General features: G+C 66.3%; 2 protein-coding genes. Both read right to left on the bottom strand.

The window, feature by feature from the left end:
* Positions 1-7 precede the first annotated feature (7 nt).
* Positions 8-16,411 (bottom strand): non-ribosomal peptide synthase/polyketide synthase, encoded by a 16,404-nt coding sequence (locus tag BBTA_RS05130; RefSeq protein ID WP_012041386.1) that lies wholly within the window; start codon positions 16,409-16,411, stop codon positions 8-10.
* Positions 16,404-22,967, bottom strand: coding sequence for a non-ribosomal peptide synthetase (locus tag BBTA_RS05125; RefSeq protein WP_012041385.1), 6,564 nt, complete (start codon positions 22,965-22,967; stop codon positions 16,404-16,406). Before BBTA_RS05125 ends, BBTA_RS05130 begins: the two co-directional genes overlap by 8 nt.
* Position 22,968 lies beyond the last annotated feature (1 nt).

Genomic DNA, 22,968 nt, shown 5'->3' with positions numbered 1-22,968 from the left:
GATCACCTCATTCTGCCGGTTCGGACTGCGGCGCCTGCACCGGCTGCGCCGCGCCGACCGGCTCGAGCCATGCCCAGATGGACGAAAGGAAGGCGTCGTTGGCCAGGATCGCGAAGTGGTCGTCACCGAGCACGCCCAGATCCACCGCTGCCGTCAGCCGCGCCTCCAGCACGTCGCGCTGCTCCAGCCGCCCGGATGTCCACCAGCAGGCCGGTTCGGCGAACAGAGCCGCAGGCCAGTCAGCCTCATAGGCGAGTCGCTTCAGATGCCGCCCCACCCTGAACGCAGCGACGATGTCATCCATGCCGAGCAAGCGGTCGCGCGCTTGCCGGTGCGTCGTCGCGATCGCGCTCGCGATCAGGTGCCTGATCGCCTCGTCCGTTTCAGGCGCACCGGCATCACGGAGCGCCGCGGCCTGCGACCTGATCGTTGCGATTTGCGCACCGGGTGCCGCCACGGACAGCAGCCCGAGCAGTTCGTCGGTCCAGTACTTTTCGGCGCGTCGCTCCGCGCGACGTTGCGGATCGGGAACGAAGCTATCGATCAACCCGAGACTCGCGACCTCCTTGCCGCGGCGCTCGAGTTCAGCGGCGACCAGACATGCGATCAGTCCGCCAAGCGACCAGCCGATCAGATGATAAGGACCGCTGTCCTGGGCCTCCATGATCTCGTCGGCGTAGCTGGCGGCCATGGCCGTCAGCGACGGGTCGGCGAAGGATGGATTGATCAAGGTGCGACATTGCACCCCGATCAGTTGGCGACGCCCCTCCATGCGGCGCGCCAACGGCGCATAGTCGAAGACGGTGCCGAAGCCGCCATGGACGCAGAAGACGGGCGCGATGCCCGATACCGGCGCATTCAACGGCAGCAGAGCCGACGGCCGCTCGGGCGGGCTCGCGGGCGCGCCGAGCAAGGCACGGATCGTCGGCTTCTGCAGGAGATCGCGTAGCTTGATATCGCCGCCGAGGATCGGCTCGCGACGAAGCCGTGCGATCACCTTCAGGCTCAGGATCGAATTTCCGCCGAGTTCGAAGAAATTGTCGGTGACGCCGACCTGCGGCACTCCAAGAACATCGGCCCACAGCCGGGCCATGGCGATCTCGGCCGGACTTTCGGGCGCGATGAACGTGCGGGCCGCCGCGGCATCAGGCGCCGGCAACGCCTTGCGATCGACCTTGCCGCTCGACAGCGTCGGCAGATGATCGAGCACGATGATTCGCGCCGGCAACATGTAGGCGGGCAGGCTCCGGCGCAACGATGCCAGGAGGCTGGCCGATAGTCGTTCGGCCGACGCCCCAACGGCTGTGCGCGCATCCCTCGGCGCCACATAGGCGATGAGCTGGTTGCCTGCGATGCCGGGCATGGCGAGCACGGCGGCCTGCGCGACCGCCTGCTCCGACGACAGAGCCGACTGGATCTCGCCCAGCTCGATACGGAAGCCGCTGACCTTGACCTGGTCATCGCCGCGCCCGAGATATTCGATCACCCCGTCGGCGTCCCAGCGCGCCAGATCACCTGTGCGATACAGGCGTGCGCCAGGAGCGGACGAGAATGGATCCGGAAGGAAGCGCTCAGCCGTCAGGCCAGGCTTGGCATGATAGCCGCGCGCGAGGCCGGCGCCGCCGATATAAAGCTCTCCTGCTGCGCCGGCTGGAATCAAGTTGAGCTGGCCGTCGAGAATGTAGGCCGTGCGGCTGCCGACGGGAACGCCGATCGGCGCATAGGCCTTGTCGCAATCGGCGCTGCCATCGACCTTCCACACCAGCGGCGTCACGACCGTTTCCGTGGGTCCGTAGCCGTTGATCAGGATTTGCGGCTTCAGCGTCCGCTTCACCTTGTCGAAGCCCGCCTTCGGCATCGCCTCGCCGCCGAACGAATACAGCCGCACCGGCGGCGGATTGCCGCTCTGCTCGACCCAATCGGCGACCTGCTGCAGATAGGCCGGCGGCAGACCGAGATGCGTGACGCCATGCGCACGCGCCGTCTCGACCGTCTGTTCCGGCGTCCACAGCTCCGCATCGCGCATGACGAGCCGCGCCCCGTGCGACAGCACCGTGAGCCACCGCTCATGCGCGCCGTCGAAGGCGAGCGACAGGAAGTGCAGCTCGCAGGATCGGTCGTCGATCTGGTAGAGCGCAGCGGTCGCGCGGCAATGCATGGCCAGGGGTCCGTGCGCGACCGCGACACCCTTCGGCCGTCCGGTCGAGCCGGACGTGTAGATCACGTAAGCAACGTTCTCCGGATGCAGGCGCGGCTGCGGCGAATGATCCGGTCCCGACTCGAAATCGAAGCCGCCAAGGTCGACGCGCGACACGTCGTTCGGCGCGGCCACGTCGCGCGCTCCGGACAGCAAGAACAAAGCCCCACTGTCGCGCAGCACATAGGCGATCCGCTCGGGCGGCAGCTCCGGATCGAGCGGCACATAGGCGCCGCCCGCCTTCAGCACGGCCAGCAGCGCCAGCATCGTCGCCTCCGTGCGCTCGACCACGACGGCGACGCGCTGGTCCGGCGCGAGGCCGAGCGCGATCAGATGATGCGCCAGGCGATTGGCGCGGCGCTCGAGCGCGCCGTAGGACAGGCTGTCGCCGGCGATCGTCAGCGCCGTACGCTCAGGATCAATCAGCGCGTGTCTGCTGATCGCCTCATGCACGAGCGGAGCCGATGCAGCGGGCACGGCATGGGCGTTGCTGGCGCGCGCGTAAGCCAGATCCTGGCTGGTGGCCTGATCCAGCGCGCCAAGCAGCACCGCGGAGTCGTGCGTCAGCGCGGCGAGCAGATGCTCGAACTGCGCCCGGATCCGTTCCGCCTGCTCAGACGTGAAATGGCTGGGCATGTACGTGAACTCGACCTGGAGCGTGTCGTCGACCATGACGGACAGGTCCATCGGATAGTTGGTCACATCGACATTGCGCAGGCCCGCAAAGCGAAGCGAGCCATCTCCGACCAGGCCACGGTCAACCGGATAGTTCTCGAATACGATGATGCTGTCGAACATCGGCTCGCCGGCGCGGCCTGCCCAGCTCTGGATGTCGTAGAGCGGCGTCTGCTCATGGTTGCGGATCGCGGCGCTGCGGCTCTGCATCGCGCGCAGCCAGTCGCCGATGGCGGAGGCCGGCGGCGGGGTCTCGATCATCGGCAGCGTATTGATGAAGAGGCCGATCATCTGCTCGACGCCGTCGAGATCGGCAGGCCGGCCAGCGACCGTGACGCCGAAGGTGACGGTCTGCTGACCGGTATAGCGCTGCAGCAGCAGCGCCCAGACGCCCTGGATCAGCGTGTTCAGCGTGACGCGCTCGCGGCGGGCAAACGCCTTCAGGGCCGTGGTCGCGCTCTCATCGAGCCGCGTGGAGCAGCGAAGGTGCCCGTGCACTTGGTGCCGGCGGCCACCGAACGCGTCAGCCAGTTGCGTCGGCTCATCAAATTCAGCCAGCTGTCCACGCCAGAAGCGCTCGGCTTTCGTGGCATCCTGGGCCACGAGCCAGGCAATGTAGTCACGATAGTGCGACGGGCCGGGCCCGAGCTGCCGTCCGGCATAAGTGTCCAGGACTTCGCGGAGGAAACGCGCCGAGCTCCAGCCGTCCATCAGGATATGGTGATAGGTCCAGATCAGGCGGTGACACTGATCCTCGACCTGCAGCAGACGCACGCGCTGCAAAGGCGGCCTCGCGAGGTCGAACTCCGCATCCCGCTCACCGGCCAGGGCCGCCGACAGCCTGGCCTCGTCGACCGCCTGCCCGCGCCAGTCTTCAGTTTCGAACGGCACCACCGTGTGCCGGTAGACGGCCTGCAGCGGAGATCCCGACAGTTCGCGCCACAGAAAGCCCGTCCGCAACATCGGATGTCGCGCAGACACCTCCTGCCACGCCGAGCGGAGGCGCTCGACAGAGAGCCCACGGATCTCCACGCTGATCTGGTTGACATAGACGCCACTGCCGGCGTCGCGCAGGCTGTGGAACAGCATACCCTGCTGCATCGGCGACAACGGATAGAAGTCCTCGATGCGGTCCTCGTCGAGCCCGAGCCGCGCGAGCTCGTCATCGGTGAGGCCTGCCAATACACCGCGAGTCACGACCGCCGTCCGCTTGTCCTCCCGCATCGCGCGAGAGACATGCGCCAGCAGCTCGATGGTCTGGTGCCGGAACACGTCTCTCGGCTCGATGACAAGGCCAGCGCGACGCGCACGGCTGACCACCTGCAGCGAGATGATGGAATCGCCGCCGAGCTCGAAGAAATTTTCGGTGACGCCGACCTCGTCCTGATGCAGCAGATCGGCCCAGATCGCGGCGAGCGCCGCCTCGGTCGGATTGCGCGGCGCGACGCGCGCTCGCTCACTCGGCCGTGCATCGGGCTGCGGCAGCGCCTTGCGGTCGATCTTGCCGTTCGGCGTCAGCGGCAGCTGCGGCAGCACCATCACACGCGACGGCACCATGTAGTCCGGCAGCACCGGGACCAGCGCTGCGCGCAAGCTCGCGCCATCGAGTGCATCCTCGCCGCTGACATAGCCGACCAACTGCCGGCTTCCGCCCAGCTCCCGCGCCACCACGACACTGTCGCGCACCCCGGGCTGCTCGCGCAGCCGCGCCTCGATCTCGCCAAGCTCGATGCGATGGCCGCGGATCTTGACCTGATGATCGGCGCGGCCGACATGATCGAGCACGCCATCGGCGCGCCAGCGCGCCAGGTCCCCGGTCCGGTACAGCCGTGCACCATCTGCGCCGAACGGATCGGGGATAAAGCGCTCCGCGCTCAGCGACGCACGCTGCCAATAGCCGCGGGCGAGGCCCGCGCCGCCGATGAACAGTTCGCCGGTCACGCCGACCGGCGCGAGATTGAGATGGCCGTCCAGCACATACAACGTCGTATTGCCGATCGGACCACCGAGCATCGGCTGGGATTCGGCCGCATCGAGCCGGTGGCGCGCCGACCACACCGTGGTCTCGGTCGGCCCATACAGGTTCCAGACCTCGCGGCTCAGCGCCGTCAGCCGCCGCGCCAGGTCCGGCGCCAGCGCCTCGCCGCCGCTCAGCACACGGCCATCTCCGGGCAGCCAGTCCGTTGTCTCATCATGATCGAGCAGCATGCGCCAGCTCGATGGCGTCGCCTGGATCATGGTCACGCCATGCCGCGCCACCATCGCCTTCAGCACCGCGGGATCATGCGCGGCAGTGCGATCGGCCAGCACCACCTGTGCGCCATGCGTCAGCGGCAGCCACAGTTCCAGCACCGCGATGTCGAACGACAGCGAGGTCAATCCGAGCACGCGATCGTCACGCGCAATGCCGGGCTGCTCGGCCATGGTCGCCAGGAAGTTCGTCACCGCGCCATGACGCACCATCACGCCCTTCGGCAGCCCGGTCGAGCCCGACGTATAGATGACGTAGGCCAGGCTTTCTGGATGGATCTCGAGATCAAGATTGGCATCGTCGCCGTCGCCCGACTCCGTATCGAGCAGCCAGGCCTCGGCTCCGCTCGTCCTCAGCGCCGGCGCGAACCGATCCAGCAGCGCCGCCTGCGTCAGCAGCAGCTTGGCTCCGCTGTCGCCGAGCATGTGGGCCAGCCGCTCGGCCGGGTAGTCCGGATCGAGCGGCAGATAGGCTCCGCCGGCCTTGAGCACCGCGAGCAGCGCCACCATCATCGTGATGCTGCGCTCCAGCCCCAGGCCGACCACGACATCCGTCCCGATCCCGTGCGCCCGGAGGCGGGATGCCAGCCGGTTTGCCCGCGCGTTCAGTTCGCCATAGTTGATCGTCTCGTCGCCATGGATCAGCGCGATTGCATCGCCCCTGCGGGCCGCCTGCGCCTCGAATTGAGCAACGAGACTGGCGAACGCGATTGCACGCGCTGTATCATTGGCCCGCGCGAGCATGGCGAGATCGCCAGCGTCATCCGCGACGAGGCCAGCGACGGTCTGCCCAGCATCGCGACTGATCGCAGCGAGCAACTGGACGAATGCCGCCTGAAGGCGCCGGATCTGGTTTTCGTCGAAATGCTGCCGCTGAAAATTGAATACGAGCCGCAGCTGACCGTCGAGACCCACGCTGATGAACAAGGGATAGTTGCTGGTCTCCAGGATCTGCGTCCGGCTCGCACTGAGTTGGCCGTGCTTCGTCCGCAGGACCTGATCGACCGGATAGTTCTCAAACACCAAGATATTGTCGAACAGCGGCCGTCCGGCCCGGCCGGCCAGCCGCTGGATATCGGCGAGCGGCATCCAGCCATGCTCGCGCAAGGCGAGATTGCGCTCTTGCAGCTCCCGCAGCCAGGCACCGATTTTCTGCTGCGGATGGGCGTGATCGACGACCGGCAGAGTGTTGATGAAAAGGCCGATCATCTCCTCGGCCCCGGCGAGGCCGGCAGGCCGGTCGGACACAGTGACGCCGAAGCACACCGTGTCCTGGCCAGTATGCCGTCGCAGCAACTGCGCCCACGCGGCCTGAACGACCGTGTTGAGGGTTACCCGCTCGCGGGTCGCAAACTGTTGCAGGCTCGCGCTGAGATCCGGGTCCACCGCCATCGTGAGCGAGCCGTGGCCAGCGACATCGCCCGTTCCGCCTGAGGTCATGAGACCAGGCTCGTCGAGCTCAGCCAGGGCGTTTCGCCAGAAGGCGGACGCCGCATCATGATCCCTCTGTTGGAGCCAGGCGATGTAGTCGCGATAATGCAGCCTCTGGGCTGGAAGAGCCCCCTGCTCCAGCAGCAGCATCACCTCGGCCATGAAGCGGGCCGAACTCCAGCCGTCCATCAGGATGTGATGGTGGGTCCAGATCAGCCAATGACGGTTGTGGTCGAGCTTGATGAGTCTGAGACGCTGCAACGGCGGGCGCGACAGATCGAACCCCTCGGCACGCTCGCGCCGCGCGAGCGCACTCAGCGCATCGTCCAATGCAGCTGGAGCAGCTCCGGCTGCGCGCGCATGCCAGTCCTCCTCGACGAATCGCATCTCGGCGTGGCGATAGACGACCTGCTGCGGCGATCCCGACAGCTCTCGCCATAGAAATCCGGTACGCAGCACATCATGACGATCGGTGACCGCCTGCCAGGCGGCACGCAGCCTCTCTGGATCCAGGCCGTGGATTTCGGCCGTCAGCTGGTTGACGTAGAGTCCCGTGCCATCGTCATGCAGCGCATGGAACAGCATGCCCTGCTGCATCGGTGACAACGGATAGATATCCTCGACCTTGCGCCAATCCAAGGCGAGCGCATCGAGCTCGGCCTGGCTCAGCTTCGAGAGCGGCACATCGGAGGGCGTCAGGCCATGGACATCGGTCGCGCAGTGGTCGAGCAACTCCTTCAGCGCTGCCTTGAAGCAATCCGCCAGACGTTGGACCGTTGCGGTACGATAGCGCTTCCGGCTGAAGCCGAACGACACTTGCAGGACGCCGCCCTGGACACGGGCATTGACGGCGAGGAGGTGGCGCAATGGGCTCGACGCGGCGCGGGAGGGGCCGGCGCTCTCCGGCGCAATAGTGAACAACGCGTCATCGCCAGCACCGTCCACCTGGCCCAGATAATTGAATGCGATCTGCGGCTGGGGACCGCCGGCCAACGCACGGCGCTGCGCATCAGAACCGAAATAGCGTAGAAGGCCGTAGCCGAGACCCCGATGCGGCACCGCGCGCAGCATCTCCTTCGTCGTCTTGATCAGCGACGCCGGCTCCTCGTGTCCTCCTGCCAACTGCACGGGAAAGACAGTTGTGAACCAGCCGATCGTGCGCGAAAGGTCGAGGCCAGCGCCGATGTCCTCCCGGCCATGACCTTCGAGTTCGATCAGGACGTGATCACGGCGGGACCACTGCCAGACCGCGCCCGCCAGCGCCGCCAGCAGGAGGTCGTTGACTTGGGTGCGGTAGGCCGCATGGGCCGGCCCGAGCAGACGCGTGGTCAGATCGGCCTCAAGGGCCAAGTTGACTTCGTGTGCATCGGCGACCGTATCGCGATCGTCCGGCGAGCTGTCACACGGAACGTCGTCCGTCGACCTTGCTCGCGTCCAATATTCGAGCTCTGCCGCGAGCTCGTCCGAGGCGGCGTGCGCGTGCAGCGCTGCCCCCCATTGCGCATAGGCATGAGTCTTCGGCGGCAACACCACGCCCTGCTCTCCGCGGGCAAGCTGCTCATAGGCCGCCGCCAGATCCTCCAGCAGCACGCGCCACGACACGCCATCGATGACGAGGTGATGGATCGCGATCAGCAGCCGCTGCTCGTCCCCCGGCAGATCCATCCCGACGACGCGGATGAGAGGACCACTTGTGAGCGAGAGGCTCGCCTGCACCTGGGCGGCGAGCGCGGTCACCGCGTCGGCATCGGCGACCTCGCATGTCCGAAACAGTTCGGCACGCGCAGGCGATGCATCATGCTCCGCGCGCCAGATGCCGGCGACACATTCGAAGCGCAGCCTCAGCGCGTCATGGTGGGCGACGACGGAAGCGACGGCGCGGCGCAGCGTATCCCACTCCAGCCGCTGGCGCGGCCGCAACAGCACCGCCTGATTCCAGTGGTCCGGAGCTTCCAGCTTCTGCTCGAAGAACCTGAGCTGAATCGGCAGCAGCGGATGCGGACCGGCAATCAGGCCCTGCTCGGCATGTGTCGCGGGTTGCAGCTCGATACGGGCTTCGCGCGCAAGAGCCTCGAGAGTCTGATGCTTGAACACATCGCGCGGCTCGATCGCAAGGCCGGCGCGGCGCGCGCGGCTGACCATCTGCAGCGAGATGATGGAGTCGCCGCCGAGCTCGAAGAAATTGTCAGTGATCCCGACATTCGGCTGGCGCAAGAGCTCCGCCCAAATCGCGGCGAGCGCGACTTCGTTTGGCGTACGGGGCGGGATTCGCCCCGCCGCATCCCCCACCTCCGGCGCCGGCAGCGCAAGACGATCGACCTTGCCACTCACCATCAGCGGCAGACGATCGAGAACGATGATGCGCGACGGCACCATGTAGTCCGGCAGCTCCGCTGCCAGCGCCTCGCAGAGCGCCGCGCCATTCAACGTGCCGCCACCGCTCACATAGCCGACGAGTTGGCGTCCTGCACCGAATTCGCGCGCGATCACGGCGGCGGCGCTGACCTCGGGCTGCTGCAGCAAGCGGGCCTCGATTTCGCCGAGCTCGATCCGGAAGCCGCGGACCTTCACCTGATGGTCGGCCCGGCCGACATAGTCGACGGTGCCATCGTCGCGCCAGCGTGCCAGGTCGCCGCTGCGGTACAGCCGTGCGCCGGGCGGTCCGAACGGATCAGCGATGAAACGCTCCGCGGTCAGCGCCGGACGACCGAGATAGCCGCGCGCGAGCCCTGTGCCGCCAATATGGAGTTCGCCGGTCGTTCCCTCATCGACCAGGTTGAGGTCGGCATCAAGGATGCGCAACACGGTTCCCGGAATGGGATGCCCGATCGGCACGCTGCGTCCGCTTTGCCTCCCGCAATTCCAGAACGAGGCATTGATGAGAGTCTCGGTCGGTCCATAGCGATTGTCGAAACGGACTGACGGATACACAGCATGAACCTGATCGATGAGCTGGACCGGCAACGCCTCGCCGCCGGAGAACAGCCGCTTCAGGCTCGTGCACCGCACCGCTCCAGGATCGGCGATGAATTGGGCCAACATCTGTGGGACGAAGTGCAGCGTGGTCACGCCGTGGGTCGTGATCGCGTCGATCAATCTCTTCGGCTCACGGTGTGCGCCCGGAGGGGCGATCGCCAATCGCGCGCCGATCGTCAGCGGCCACATTATCTCCCAGACCGAAACGTCGAAGCTGAACGGCGTCTTCTGCAGCAGCGTTTCGCCGGGCGCGAGCGCATATTCGGCCTGCATCCAGGCCAACCTTGCGGCCAGTGCCCCACGCGTACAGGCGACGCCCTTGGGGATGCCGGTCGAGCCCGACGTATAGATCACATAGGCAAGACCTTCGACATGCGTGGGGAGCGAGAGATTCGAGCTGTCGATGTCGGCCGGTGGATTGCGGTCCGCAGCGCCGATCACGACCACCTCGACGTTCCCCGCAACACCCGTCGCGCTGAGGCGGTCTTGCAGACCGGACATGGTCAGGACAATCTTCGCGCCGCTGTCGCGCAGCATGGCTGCGAGGCGCTGATCGGGATAGTCGGGCTCGAGCGGCAGATAGCCTGCGCCGGCCTTCAGCACCGCGAGCACGGCGACAATCATGTCGATGCTGCGCTCGAATGCGAGCCCGACCGCCGCATCCTGAGCGACACCGCGTGCCCGAAGCTGCCGCGCCAGGCGATTTGCGCGGGCGTTCAGCTCGGCATAACTCATCCGTGCGTCGTCGGTGACCAACGCGATGGCAGCCGGATGCGCTGCGACGCGTCGCTCGAATTGCGCCACGACGTCCAGAGGCTCGTCGCCGGCCGTCTGCACGACAGACCCGGTGCTCCAACCGAGGATGCGCCGCACGGCGGTGTCATCCACGCCATGCAATTCGGCCAGCGGACGGTCGCGGGCGTCAGCCATGCGCGCCAGCAGATGGGAAAATGCAGCTTGCATCCGTTCGATCTGCGCGCGATCGAACCGGCTGCGATCATAGCGAAACCCCAGCTTGATGCCGGACGGCGCAACAAACACCGCAATCGTCAGCGGATAGTTCGTGATCGAGATCTGCTCGGCGCCGCTGGCGCGCGGACCGTCTCCTGGCTGGTCGCGCAGGACATCGTCGACCGGATAGTTCTCAACCACGAAGATGGTATCGAACAGCGGACGGCCGGCACGGCCTGCGAGCCGCTGAATCTCGTAGAGCGGCATCCAGCCGTGCTCGCGCAAATCCACGTTCGCGGCCTGCAGGCCACGCAGCCAATCGCCAACCAGCGTCTGGGGGCTCGGGCTGTCGAGCACCGGCACTGTGTTGATGAACAAGCCGACGATCTCCTCCACGCCGGCGATCTCGGGCGGCCGTCCCGAGATCGTCGCACCGAAGCTGATGGCGCTTCGGCCCGTCATCCGCCGCAAGAGCTGGGCCCACGCGCCTTGCAGGACGGTGTTCAAGGTCACCCGTTCGCGACGCGCCACAGCGTGCAGCCGTTCGGTCTGCGTCGCGTCGATGACGAGATCGATGGAGGCATGACCGCCAGCGAGATCTGCGGGTCCGCCCAGCGCATCGGCCAGCAGGCTCGGCTCTTCCAGCGGTGCGAGCCATCGCGACCAGAATGCACCTGACGCGTCCCGGTCCTGTCGCGTCAGCCACGCGATGTAGTCGCGGTATCGGCCCGCGACGGCAGAAAGCGTTCCTCCACGGACATGCTGCATGATCTCGGCGATCAGCCGTGCCGCGCTCCAGCCATCGAGCAGGATGTGGTGATGCGTCCAGATCAGCCGATGTGCCCCGTCGCCGAGCGCAATGAGACGGACCCGCTGCAGCGGCGGCCGCGACAGGTCGAAACCGGCCTGCCGTTCCGCTTGCGCGACGGCCGCCAGTGCGCTGTCGCGCGCGGCCCTATCCATCGCCGCGATACGGTCGCGCCAATCCTCAACGACAAACGGCACCGTCCCCTGTCGATAGACGATCTGCTGCGGAGGGCCGGACAGTTCGCGCCAGGCGAACGCGGTCCGCAGCACCGCGTGGCGGGCGGTCACGGCCTGCCAGGCGGCCTGCAGCCTTGAGGCATCGACACCGCTGATGTCGACCGCGATCTGGCTGACATAGCTGCCGCTGTCGGCGTCACGCAGCGCGTGGAACAGCATGCCCTGCTGCATCGGCGACAGTGGATAGATGTCCTCGATCTCGCGCCGGTCGTGCGCGCCTCCGAGCAGGTCGAGCTCCGGCTGACTGAGACGCGACAAGGGAACGTCCGATGGCGTGATGCCATGTACGCCGCTGGTGCAATGCGCGACGACTTCTCGCAACGCGTCAGCATAATGATTGGCAAGCCGTTCGATCGTGGCGCGGCGATAGCGCCTGCGCCCGAAGCTGAATGTGAGCTGCAGCTCGCGGTCCAGTACCTGGCCGTTGATGCTGATCCAGCGGCCGAGCGGCGCGCTGGCACTGCGCGATGGTCCGGCACTTTCCGGCGCAATGCTGAAGGCACTGTCGGGACCGAGACTCGCGCCGAACTGGCCGAGATAGTTGAAGACGATGCGCGGCTCCGCGCTCTCCGCCAAGGCTGCGCTTTGTGCACGGGTGCCGCAATAGCGCAGAACGCCGTAGCCAAGCCCACGCGACGGAATGGCGCGCAGCTCCTCCTTGATCGACTTGATGAGCGTCGCATCATCGCTCGCGCAACCCGACAGCCGGACGGGAAATGCGGTCGTGAACCAGCCGACCGTCCGCGACAGCTCGACGCCGTCGAAGATGTCCTCGCGACCGTGCCCCTCCAACTCGACGAGCACGTCATCGAGCCCGCTCCAGCGTCCGACCGACCTGGCCAACGCGGCAAGCAGGAGATCATTCACCTGCGTGCGGTAGGCCGCCGGAGCGTCCTTCAACAGCTTGGCAGTGAGGTCCGCGTCGAAGGCGACAACGACCTCCTCGCCATCGGCGACCCGATCGATATCGTCATGATCCTGGTCGCAGAGGAGATCGGACGCAAGACCCCGCGTCCGCCAGTAGGCGAGCTGCCCGGCAAGCTCGACGGACGAGGCATAGTCTTCGAGCCTCCTGCCCCAGGATGCGACCGATTGGCTTTTTGGCGGCAACACCATCGTCGTGGCGCCCCGCGTAGCCTGTTCATAGGCCGATGCGAGATCCTCCAGCAGAATGCGCCAGGACACGCCGTCGACGACGAGATGATGCACGACGATCAGCAGCCGCTGGCTCCCGTCACTCACATCCATTCCGACCACGCGGAGCAGCGGCCCCTGCAAGGACAGGCTCGCCTGCGCGGTTGCGGCGACCGCCGCGATCTCTGCCGCGTCCGCAACGTGACGTATCCAGAGCAAGTCGGCGGCGGACGGCGCCTCGCCATAGGTGGCCTGCCACGCGCCATCGACTTCGGCGAACTGCATCCGCAAGGCATCATGCTGTGCCAGCACGGCTGCCACGGCCCGGGCGATCGCCCGCCAGTCCAATCGCGATGCTGGCATGAGCAGCACGGCTTGGTTCCAATGATGCCGCTCGCCGGCGTCCTCAGCAAAGAAGCGGCGCTGAATTGGCAATATTGGCACCGGCTCGTGGTCGCGCTCCGCCGGGTGCACTCCAACATCAGCCGCGCGGTCGCTCCGTGCGGCACGCGCCAGCTCCTGAAGCGTCTGATGCCGGAACAGGTCGCGCGGCTCGATCAACAGACCACGTTGGCGTGCACGTCCGACCACCTGAAGCGAAACGATGGAGTCGCCGCCAAGCTCGAAATAATTGTCGGTCAATCCGACGCGCGCCTGCCCGAGCAGCTCGGACCAGATCGCCGCCAAGGTCAGCTCCGCCTCGGTCTGCGGAGCGACGTAGTCTGTCGCGGCCGCGGGATGTGCGGGAAGCGGCAAGGCGTCCCGGTCGATCTTGCCGTGGGCCGTGAGCGGCATCTGCGCCACGCAGATGATGCGCGCCGGGACCATATAGTCGGGCAGTTCCTCCAGCAGGGCCGCCCGCAATGTCCTTTCATCAAGAGCCTCGCCAAAGACGTAGCCGACGAGTTGCTGGCGTCCGGCGACCTCGCGCGCGACCACCACGGCCGCTTGGACGCCGCTCTGCTGCGCCAGCCGCGCTTCGATCTCGCCGGGCTCGATGCGAAAGCCACGGATTTTGAGCTGATGGTCGGAGCGCCCGAGATAATCGATCACGCCATCGGCACGCCAGCGGGCCAGATCACCGGTGCGATACAGCCTCGCGCCGGGTTCGCCATAGGGATCGGGGATGAAGCGTTCTGCCGTGAGTCCCGGACGGTTCCAATAGCCGGTCGCCAACCCTTCGCCGCCGATGTGCAACTCGGCGGTAACCCCGACCGGCACGATGTTGAGATCGCCATCGAGCACATAGGCCGAGCGCCGTCCGACCGGGCGACCGATCGGAGCATAGGCGCAGTCGATCTCGGCCGCAGCGTCCGTCTTCCAGACAAGCGGCGTCACCACCGTTTCCGTCGGGCCGTAGCCATTGATCAGCTTGCGCGGTTGCAGCGCGCGCCGGATCTTGTCGAATCCCGACTTCGGCATCGCCTCTCCGCCGAACGAATAGAGCGACACCGGCGGCGGATTGCCGCGCCACGCTGCGAAGTCGGCGAGCTGCTGCAAATAGGCTGGCGGGAAGCCCGCATTGGTGACGTTCTGCGCGCGCATGACCTCCAGGGTCTGCTCGGCCGACCAGAGATCGGCGTCGCGCATCACCAGCGCTGCACCACAGCTCAGCGCAGTCCAAAGCCGCTCATGGGCGCCATCGAAGGTGAAGGAGAGGAAGTGCAACTCGCGCGACTGCCGATCCATCTCATAGAGTTCGGCCGTGACCTCGCAATGGACGGCAAACGGCCCGTGCGCGACCGCGACGCCCTTCGGCACGCCGGTCGAACCCGACGTGTAGATCACGTAGGCCAAACTCTGCGGATGGACACCGATCGCCGGATCGGTCTCGCGGCCCTCGCACCGAATTGCACCGACATCGACGACGCTGACCCCTTCCATCCGCGACCATTCGCGCAGACCAGCCGCCGCGACCAGCACGACGGTCGTTCCGATATCGCGAATCGCTGCGGATTGCCTTGCCAGCGGATGATCCGGGTCGAGCGGCAGATAGGCCGCGCCGGCCTTCAACACGGCAATGAACGCCGCGACCAGTTCGGGTGAGCGCCGCATCGAGAGCCCGACGACGTCGCCAGCCCGAACGCCTTGCGCGATCAGGTGCCGGGCAATCGCGTTGGCGTGATTGTTCAGAGCTCCATAGCTGACCGTCTCCGCCCCGAAGATCAGCGCCGGCGCGCCAGGTCTGTCCTCGGCATTTTTCTCGAACAGGCGATGCACCGGGAGGCACGGCTTCGCGGCAGGAACGCTCTGGTTCCACCGGCTCACTGTCTCGCGTTCGAGCGCCGACCGAAAATCGATGGCCGCGAGCGGGCGCGCGGGCTCATCCGCCATGATCTCCAGGATCGCACGCCAATGCGTCGCAAGCCGCTCGATCGTCGAGCGATCGAACAGCGCCGTCGCAAAGGAAAACAGCGCCGAAATGTCGCCCGATGGCAGTTCCTCGGTGTCGAGAGCGAGATCGAATTTGACGGTCTCGATCTCGGGCGCGATCGTCTCGATTTGCAGTTCGGCCGAAGCATAGGCCTCGGAATGGTCACGGCGGCGCTGATGATTGTAGATCACCTGAAACAGCGGACTCTGGCTCAGGCTGCGCTGGGGCTGCAAGACGTCCAGCACACGCTCGAATGGAACGTCCTGGTTCTCCCGCGCGTCGAGCGTTGCATTGCGTACGGCAATGACGAAGTCCGCGATCGTGCATCGCGTGTCGATCTGCGTGCGCAGCACCTGCGTATCGACGAGCGGGCCGATCAGTTGCCGCGTCTCCGGTCGGTCGCGATTGGCGATCGGAACTCCGACACAGATATCGGACTGTCCGCTGTACCGATAGAGCAGCACTTTGAAGGCCGCCAACAGCACAACGAAGATCGTCGTCTGGTGGCGCTGCGCGAGCGCCCGCACGCGGCCCGCCAGGGGGGCGCCGAGCGCAAGACGCACGGCGTCACCGGACTGATCGGCCTCGGCGGCCCTCGCGCGATCAAACGGCAGCTGCAGCATCGTCGCATCGCGAAGACGGCCGGTCCAATAGCCGAGCTGCCGGTCGCCTTCCACCGCGTTGACCCACAGCCGCTGCCAGGCCGCGAAGTCGGCGTAGTCGATCTCGAGCGCGGGGACCGAGCGAACCTCGCCTCGCGCCGCGCAGCCATAGAGCTGCCAGAACTCGTCGGTCAGCACCTGCAGAGACCAGCCGTCAGCCACAATGTGATGCAGCGTCACCGTGAGGATGTGATCCTGTTCACCGAGCGCCAGCAGGGCCGCACGCAGCAACGGACCCGCCTCGAGATCGAACGGCAGATTGGCCTGTTCACGCCGCACCCGTGCGGCCTGCTGCTCGCGGTCGTCGCCGCCAAAGATGATCCGGCGCAGCTCGACCGGCCGCGGCGGGCAGATGATCTGCTCGGGTTCGCCGCCGTCCTGTCGAAACACAGTGCGGAGCGCGGCGTGGCGGATCACCAATTCATCGAGAGCCCGTTGCAGCGCATCGCCATCGAGTCGACCGCGAAGACGGATCGAAAGGGGCATGTTATAGGCTGCACTGCCCGGGTCCATCCGCCATAGGAACCAAAGGCGAGTTTGCACGAACGACAGCGGTGCCCGCTGCAATTGCTGCCGCGCGATTGGCAGAATCGACAGATCGATACCCTTCGCAGCGAGCTGTGTCAGAAAGGTGCGCTGCTTCGCTGGGTCTAGCGATGCGAGGCGGCGCGCGATTTCGCTGAGCTGCTGCTGCTGAAGTCCGGATTGATCATTCATCGGCGAGCTCGACTTCCTTGAGCAGATCGAACATGGCGGCGATCTCGTCGCCGCGTCTGTTCTCTGGTGGATTCACGGCCAGCACTGACGCCATCCGCTCGATTGTCGTCAGCTCGAACAGCCGCTTCAGCGGCAGATCGCGTGCGAGATCGCGCTTGATGCGGCCGACGAGTTGAACCGCAACCAGCGAGTCGCCGCCGAGCTCGAAGAAATTGTCGGTGACGCCGACCTCGTCCTGATGCAGCAGATCGGCCCAGATCGCGGCGAGCGCCGCCTCGGTCGGATTTCGCGGCGCGATGCGCGCTCGCTCACTCGGCCGTGCATCGGGCTGCGGCAGCGCCTTGCGGTCGATCTTGCCGTTCGGCGTCAGCGGCAGCTGCGGCAGCACCATCACACGCGACGGCACCATGTAGTCCGGCAGCACCGGGACCAGCGCTGCGCGCAAGCCCGCGCCATCGAGTCCATCATCGCCGCTGACATAGCCCACCAGTTGCCGGCTTCCGCCCAGCTCCTGCGCCACCACGACACTGTCGCGCACCCCGGCCTGCTCGCGTAGCCGCGCCTCGATCTCGCCAAGCTCGATGCGATGGCCGCGGATCTTGACCTGATGATCGGCGCGGCCGACATGATCGAGCACGCCATCGGCGCGCCAGCGCGCCAGGTCCCCGGTCCGGTACAGCCGTGCACCATCTGCGCCGAACGGATCGGGGACGAAGCGCTCCGCACTCAGCGACGCACGCTGCCAATAGCCGCGGGCGAGGCCCGCGCCGCCGATGAACAGTTCGCCGGTCACGCCGACCGGCGCGAGATTGAGATGGCCGTCCAGCACATACAACGTCGTATTGCCGATCGGACCACCGAGCATCGGCTGGGATTCGGCCGCATCGAGCCGGTGGCGCGCCGACCACACCGTGGTCTCGGTCGGCCCATACAGGTTCCAGACCTCGCGGCTCAGCGCCGTCAGCCGCCGCGCCAGGTCCGGCGCCAGCGCCTCGCCGCCGCTCAGCACACGGCCATCTCCGGGCAGCCAGTCCGTTGTCTCATCATGATCGAGCAGCATGCGCCAGCTCGATGGCGTCGCCTGGATCATGGTCACGCCATGCCGCGCCACCATCGCCTTCAGCACCGCGGGATCATGCGCGGCAGTGCGATCGGCCAGCACCACCTGTGCGCCATGCGTCAGCGGCAGCCACAGTTCCAGCACCGCGATGTCGAACGACAGCGAGGTCAATCCGAGCACGCGATCGTCACGCGCAATGCCGGGCTGCTCGGCCATGGTCGCCAGGAAGTTCGTCACCGCGCCATGACGCACCATCACGCCCTTCGGCAGCCCGGTCGAGCCCGACGTATAGATGACGTAGGCCAGGCTTTCTGGATGGATCTCGAGATCAAGATTGGCATCGTCGCCGTCGCCCGACTCCGTATCGAGCAGCCAGGCCTCGGCTCCGCTCGTCCTCAGCGCCGGCGCGAACCGATCCAGCAGCGCCGCCTGCGTCAGCAGCAGCTTGGCTCCGCTGTCGCCGAGCATGTGGGCCAGCCGCTCGGCCGGGTAGTCCGGATCGAGCGGCAGATAGGCTCCGCCGGCCTTGAGCACCGCGAGCAGCGCCACCATCGTCGTGATGCTGCGCTCCAGCGCCAGGCCGACCACGACATCCGTCCCGATCCCGTGGGTCCTGAGGCGGGATGCCAGCCGGTTTGCCCGCGCGTTCAGTTCGCCATAGTTGATCGTCTCGTCGCCATGGATCAGCGCGATTGCATCGCCCCTGCGGGCCGCCTGCGCCTCGAATTGGCGGGGCACGCATGGTCGGTCCAGAGCCTTGGCCGTCGCATTCCAGGCCTCGAGCAGTTGCGCACGGTCTCCCGCCGGGATCACGTCCACCCGACAAACCGGCATGTGCGGATCGGTTTCGAGCGCCGATACGAGTTGGTCGAGACATCGCTGCATCATCGCGCAGATCCGGTGCGGCGTGACAGCCGCGGCGGTCTGGGCCGTTAGGCGCAATGCGTCGCCGTCGTCATCGACTGCAAGCATCAAGGGATAGTTCGTACGCTCCTCCGCGCCGAGCCATTCAACCGCATGCAACGGGCTGTCCAATACCGCTTCCGGCTCCCGCTTCCGGCTATGGCGATAATTCAGGATCGCCGAGAACAGCGGTGCCGGCGGCGCGACGCCGCTGCATCGCTGCGCCATGGCCAATGACGCGTGTTCATGCATCGTCAGCTCGGCCAGGCGAGCATGCGCCACGCGCACGCTCGTCTCGACAGAAGTCTCGTCGAGATCGAGCCGTAGCGGTAGCGTGTTGATGAACAGACCCAAACTGCGGTCGAGCCCGGCGCCGGTCTGCATGCGGCCGAACAGGACCGTGCCAAACACGATCTGCTCACGTCCGCTGCTCCGTGCGAGCACCTGCGCCCAGGCGAGGTGACACAGGCTGGCAAGACTCACGCCGAGGCGTCGCGCCTGAGTACGGGCACGCGCATCAAGCGCCGACGGGATTGCCAGCTTCGCTTCGCGAACGCTGTCGCCGTCGCTACGTACATCCAACAGGCCGAACGGCGCTGTCGGCGCGTCGATATCAGCCAGCATGCCGCGGAAGAAGCGCTGCTCGGCGTCCCGCCTCGCAGCATCGCGGCTTCGGGCCACGAGATTGCGGAACGGCGTCGGAGCGGGCAGGAGATGCGCACAACCCGACATCATGGCCTCCACCTCGCGATGAATAGCCTCCAAGGTCGCGTGATCGCCGATCATGTGGTGCAGCAGAACCAGCAGCAGCATGCGCTCGCCTGCCGGATCGCGGGCCACGGCAAACCTCAGCAGCGGCGCCTTGGACAGATCGATCCGGGACGATCTCGGATCGAACCGCTTGGCGAGTTCCAGATGCGCCGGCCCGTGACCATCGAGCGCGACCTCTGTGACCTCAATCTGCGCCCGCCGCCAGACCACCTGAACGGGGACGGATGGGCCGTCCCAAACGACCGATGTACGCAGCACATCGTGCCGGTCGATCACCCGCTGGACGGCAGCCAGATAGCGATCGAGCAGATCGCGGCTCGGAAACGCCATCTGCGCGACGAGCACGTAAGGATCCCCCTCCGTCGCCAGCAGATGATGAAACATGATGCCTTCCTGCAGCGGCGACAGCGCGTAGATGTCCTGGATGTTGGCGACACCTCCGGGCACCTGATCGACCACTCGATCGATTTCGGACTGGTTCAGCGCGATCAGCGGCAGCATCTCCGGCGTGATGGTCGTCGTCCGTTCCGTGATCAGATTCTCCGGAATGGCCACCTCGTCGAGGCGATGCAGGCTCGCCGCAAGCTCGTGCAACACCGGCTTGACGAACACGGTCCGCGCGTTCGTCGTGAAGCCACGGCGCTGCAGACGGTCCAGCAAGCGGACGATCAGCAGCGATTGACCGCCAAGCTCGAAGAAGTGATCGTTCCGCCCGATGCGATCGATGCCGAGAAGCTCGCTCCATATGGCGGCAAGCTCGAACTCGCGCTCTCCTTGCGGCGCTGCATAAGCGCGGCGCGAGAAAGCGCCGTCATCCGGGGCGGGCAACGCGTTGCGGTCGACCTTGCCGTTCGGCGTCAGCGGAAGCGCAGGCAGACACAGGATGGCGGAGGGCACCATGTAGTCTGGCAGGCAGGCCTGTAGATGCGCCCGCAATTGCGCGCTCCAGGGGCCGACGGCGCCGACGCCCTCGGCCGGCACCACATAGGCGGTGAGCGTGGTGTCGCCATGCGTCGTGCGTCGCGCCAGCACAGCGGAATCCCTTACGCCGTCGAGCGCCGCCAAGCGCGCCTCGATCTCACCGAGCTCGATGCGGAAGCCGCGGATCTTGACCTGATGATCGTTGCGACCGAGGAACTCGATGTCGCCATCGGGGCGGTAGCGCCCGAGATCGCCGGTGCGGTAAATCCGCGCACCGTCGCTCGACGCGAATGGGTCCGTGGCGAAGCGTTCCGCCGTGAGATCAACCCGGTTGAGATAGCCCCGCGCAACCCCTGCTCCACCGATCCAGATCTCGCCGACCGCGCCACGGGGCACCGGCCCCCCCAGATCGTCGAGCAGATAGATGCGCGCATTGGCGATCGGTCTTCCGATCGGAACGGCCCCATCGGCAAAACCAGCGGGACGACGCCATGCGGTGGCGCAGACGGTGGCTTCGGTCGGCCCGTAGGCATTGAACACGGCGACGCTGAGCGGCAACGCCGCGATGAGTTCCGCCTTTGGCAATTCGCCGGCAAGCACCAAGGTCTCCAGAACGGCCAGACGTTCCAGGTCCGGCCGGCCCTGCAGCATCGCAGGCGGCAGTGTGGCATGCGTGATGCGATGATCCGCGAAATAGTCGAACAGCACCGAGGCATCGCGGTGTGCGTCGCCGCCGATCAGATGCAACTCGGCACCCGAACACAACGCCATGACGATGTCCCAGACGCTCGCATCGAAGCTGAAGGACGCGAATTGTACGACACGGCTGTCGCGCTTGATTTCGAAGAGCGCGATCTGGGCCAGCGCAAGATTCACCAGGCCGCGGTGTTCGATCATCACACCCTTCGGCTTGCCCGTGGAGCCGGAGGTATAGATGACGTAGGCGAGATGGCGCGGCGTCAGGCCGGCAATCACGGGCGCGACGTCGGGCATGTCATGCCATTTCGGCGCATGTCTCTTCACGTCAATGACAGGGCACGCGACATCGCCGAGCTTCTCGGCGCTGTCGTTGTCGCACAACAGCAGCACAGGTTCGGCGTCGGTCAGGATCTCACGCAGCCGCTGTGCCGGGTACACCGGGTCGAGCGGCAGATAGGCAGCTCCTGCCTTGAGAACCGCGAGCAGGCTGACGATCGCGTCGATACCGCGCTGCTGACAGATTGCCACCAGGCGATCGGGAGCCGCACCGTGCTCGAGCAGATGATGAGCTAAGCGATTGGCTCTCGTATCGAGCTCGCGATAGGTCAATCGGACGCCGTCATGCACCAGCGCCACAGCGGCCGGCCATCGATGGACCTGGTCAGCAATTAGGTCCTGGATGCAGCGTTCGGGCGGCGTGAACAAATCCGTCCGGTTCCAATGGTCGAGGAGCATTGACCGCTCCTCGCCGGACAGCAGCTCAATCGCCTGCACCGACTGACCGACATCGGTGACCATGGCCCGCAGCGCCGCCATCAGGTAGTTGCGCTGCCGCAGCACGGTCGCTTCATCGAACAGGGCCGTCGCGTAGTTCAGCCGTCCGGAGATACCGCCGGCGGTCTCGCTGAGATCGAGCTCGAGATCGAACTTGATCTGCCGCGGCTCCGCGGCCAGGCGCACGACATCGATGCCGGGAAGCGCCAGCTCGCCAACGTCGTTGCTCTGCCACGCAAACACGACCTGGAAGATGGGCGTATGATCCGGATTTCGCGGCGGCTGCAGCGCTTCGACAAGATGTTCGAGGGGCAGGTCCTGATGGTCTTGCGCCGCAAGCACAGCCTTCTTCACACGCTCGACCAGCTCCGCCACGCTCGGCGCCTCCGTCAGATAGAGGCGCACGGCCAGCATGTTGGCGAAGAAGCCGACCAGCCCCTCCAGCTGAGCCACCGTCCGGTTTGCCGTGGGCGTGCCGATCACGAGATCAAGCTGGCCGGCGAGCCGAGACAGCACGATGGCCCATGCCGAGAGCACGATCACGAACGGTGTGGCGCCGAGCATGCGGCCGAGCTGCCGAATCGTACCTGACAGCTCACCGCCGATCTCCACGGGCACCGCAGCGCCGGCGATTGATCTCGGCGCCGTTCGCGGACGATCCGTCGGCAACCTCAGCATCGGCGGCGCCCCGGCCAGGGCGCCCGTCCAATGATCCAGCTGGCGCTTCAGCTTCTGCTGCGTCAGCGCCTTGCGCTGCCATGCGGCGAAGTCCGGATATTGGAGCGCGAGCGGCGGCAGGGGATCGCCTTCGCCCGCGGCGAAGGCCGTATACAACGCCGAAAGCTCACGCACGATCACGCCCATCGACCAGCCGTCCGATACGATGTGGTGCAGGCTGAGCAGCGCGGCATGCACGTCATCATCAAGGCGGATCAGATGACTGCGGATCAGCGGTCCGCAGGCAAGATCGAACGGCTCGCCCCGGCATTCTTCGAGCAGCTCGCGGAAGCGCTGTTCGCGATCCGGCCGGCCACGGAGATCATGCCATGAGAGCGGCACCACCGTGTCCGGCGGCAGCAATTGGACCTGCGGCTCGCCATGCTCGGCAATGAAGATCGTGCGCAGCGCCTCATGACGTCCGAGCAGGCGATCGAGACTGCGACGCCAGGCGGCGAGATCGAGTTCTCCCTGCAGCCGCAACACGACATCCAGGTGATAGTTCGTACTCACGCCATCAAGCTGCGAGACGAGCCACAATTGCTGCTGCGCAAAGGACAGCGGCAGCTTGCCCGCGCGATCGATGATCGGGATCGCACCGGGATGCCGCCTGCCCGCCTTGCGGCTTCGCTCCCTGGCAGCAAGCGCCAGACGCTGCAGCGCCTCCGAGTCGAGATCCGTCAGGTTGGGCTCGGCTGATTGTCGTTTCATC

It is taken from the genome of Bradyrhizobium sp. BTAi1 (assembly GCF_000015165.1).
Lineage (GTDB): Bacteria > Pseudomonadota > Alphaproteobacteria > Rhizobiales > Xanthobacteraceae > Bradyrhizobium > Bradyrhizobium denitrificans.
Note: the sequence above shows the minus strand (reverse complement) of the source record. Positions and strands in the feature narration are given on the sequence as shown.

Coding starts and splice junctions, on each gene's coding strand:
- BBTA_RS05130 (WP_012041386.1), bottom strand. CDS start 16,411: ATGAATGATCAATCCGGACTTCAGCAGCAGCAGCTCAGCGAAATCGCG.
- BBTA_RS05125 (WP_012041385.1), bottom strand. CDS start 22,967: ATGAAACGACAATCAGCCGAGCCCAACCTGACGGATCTCGACTCGGAG.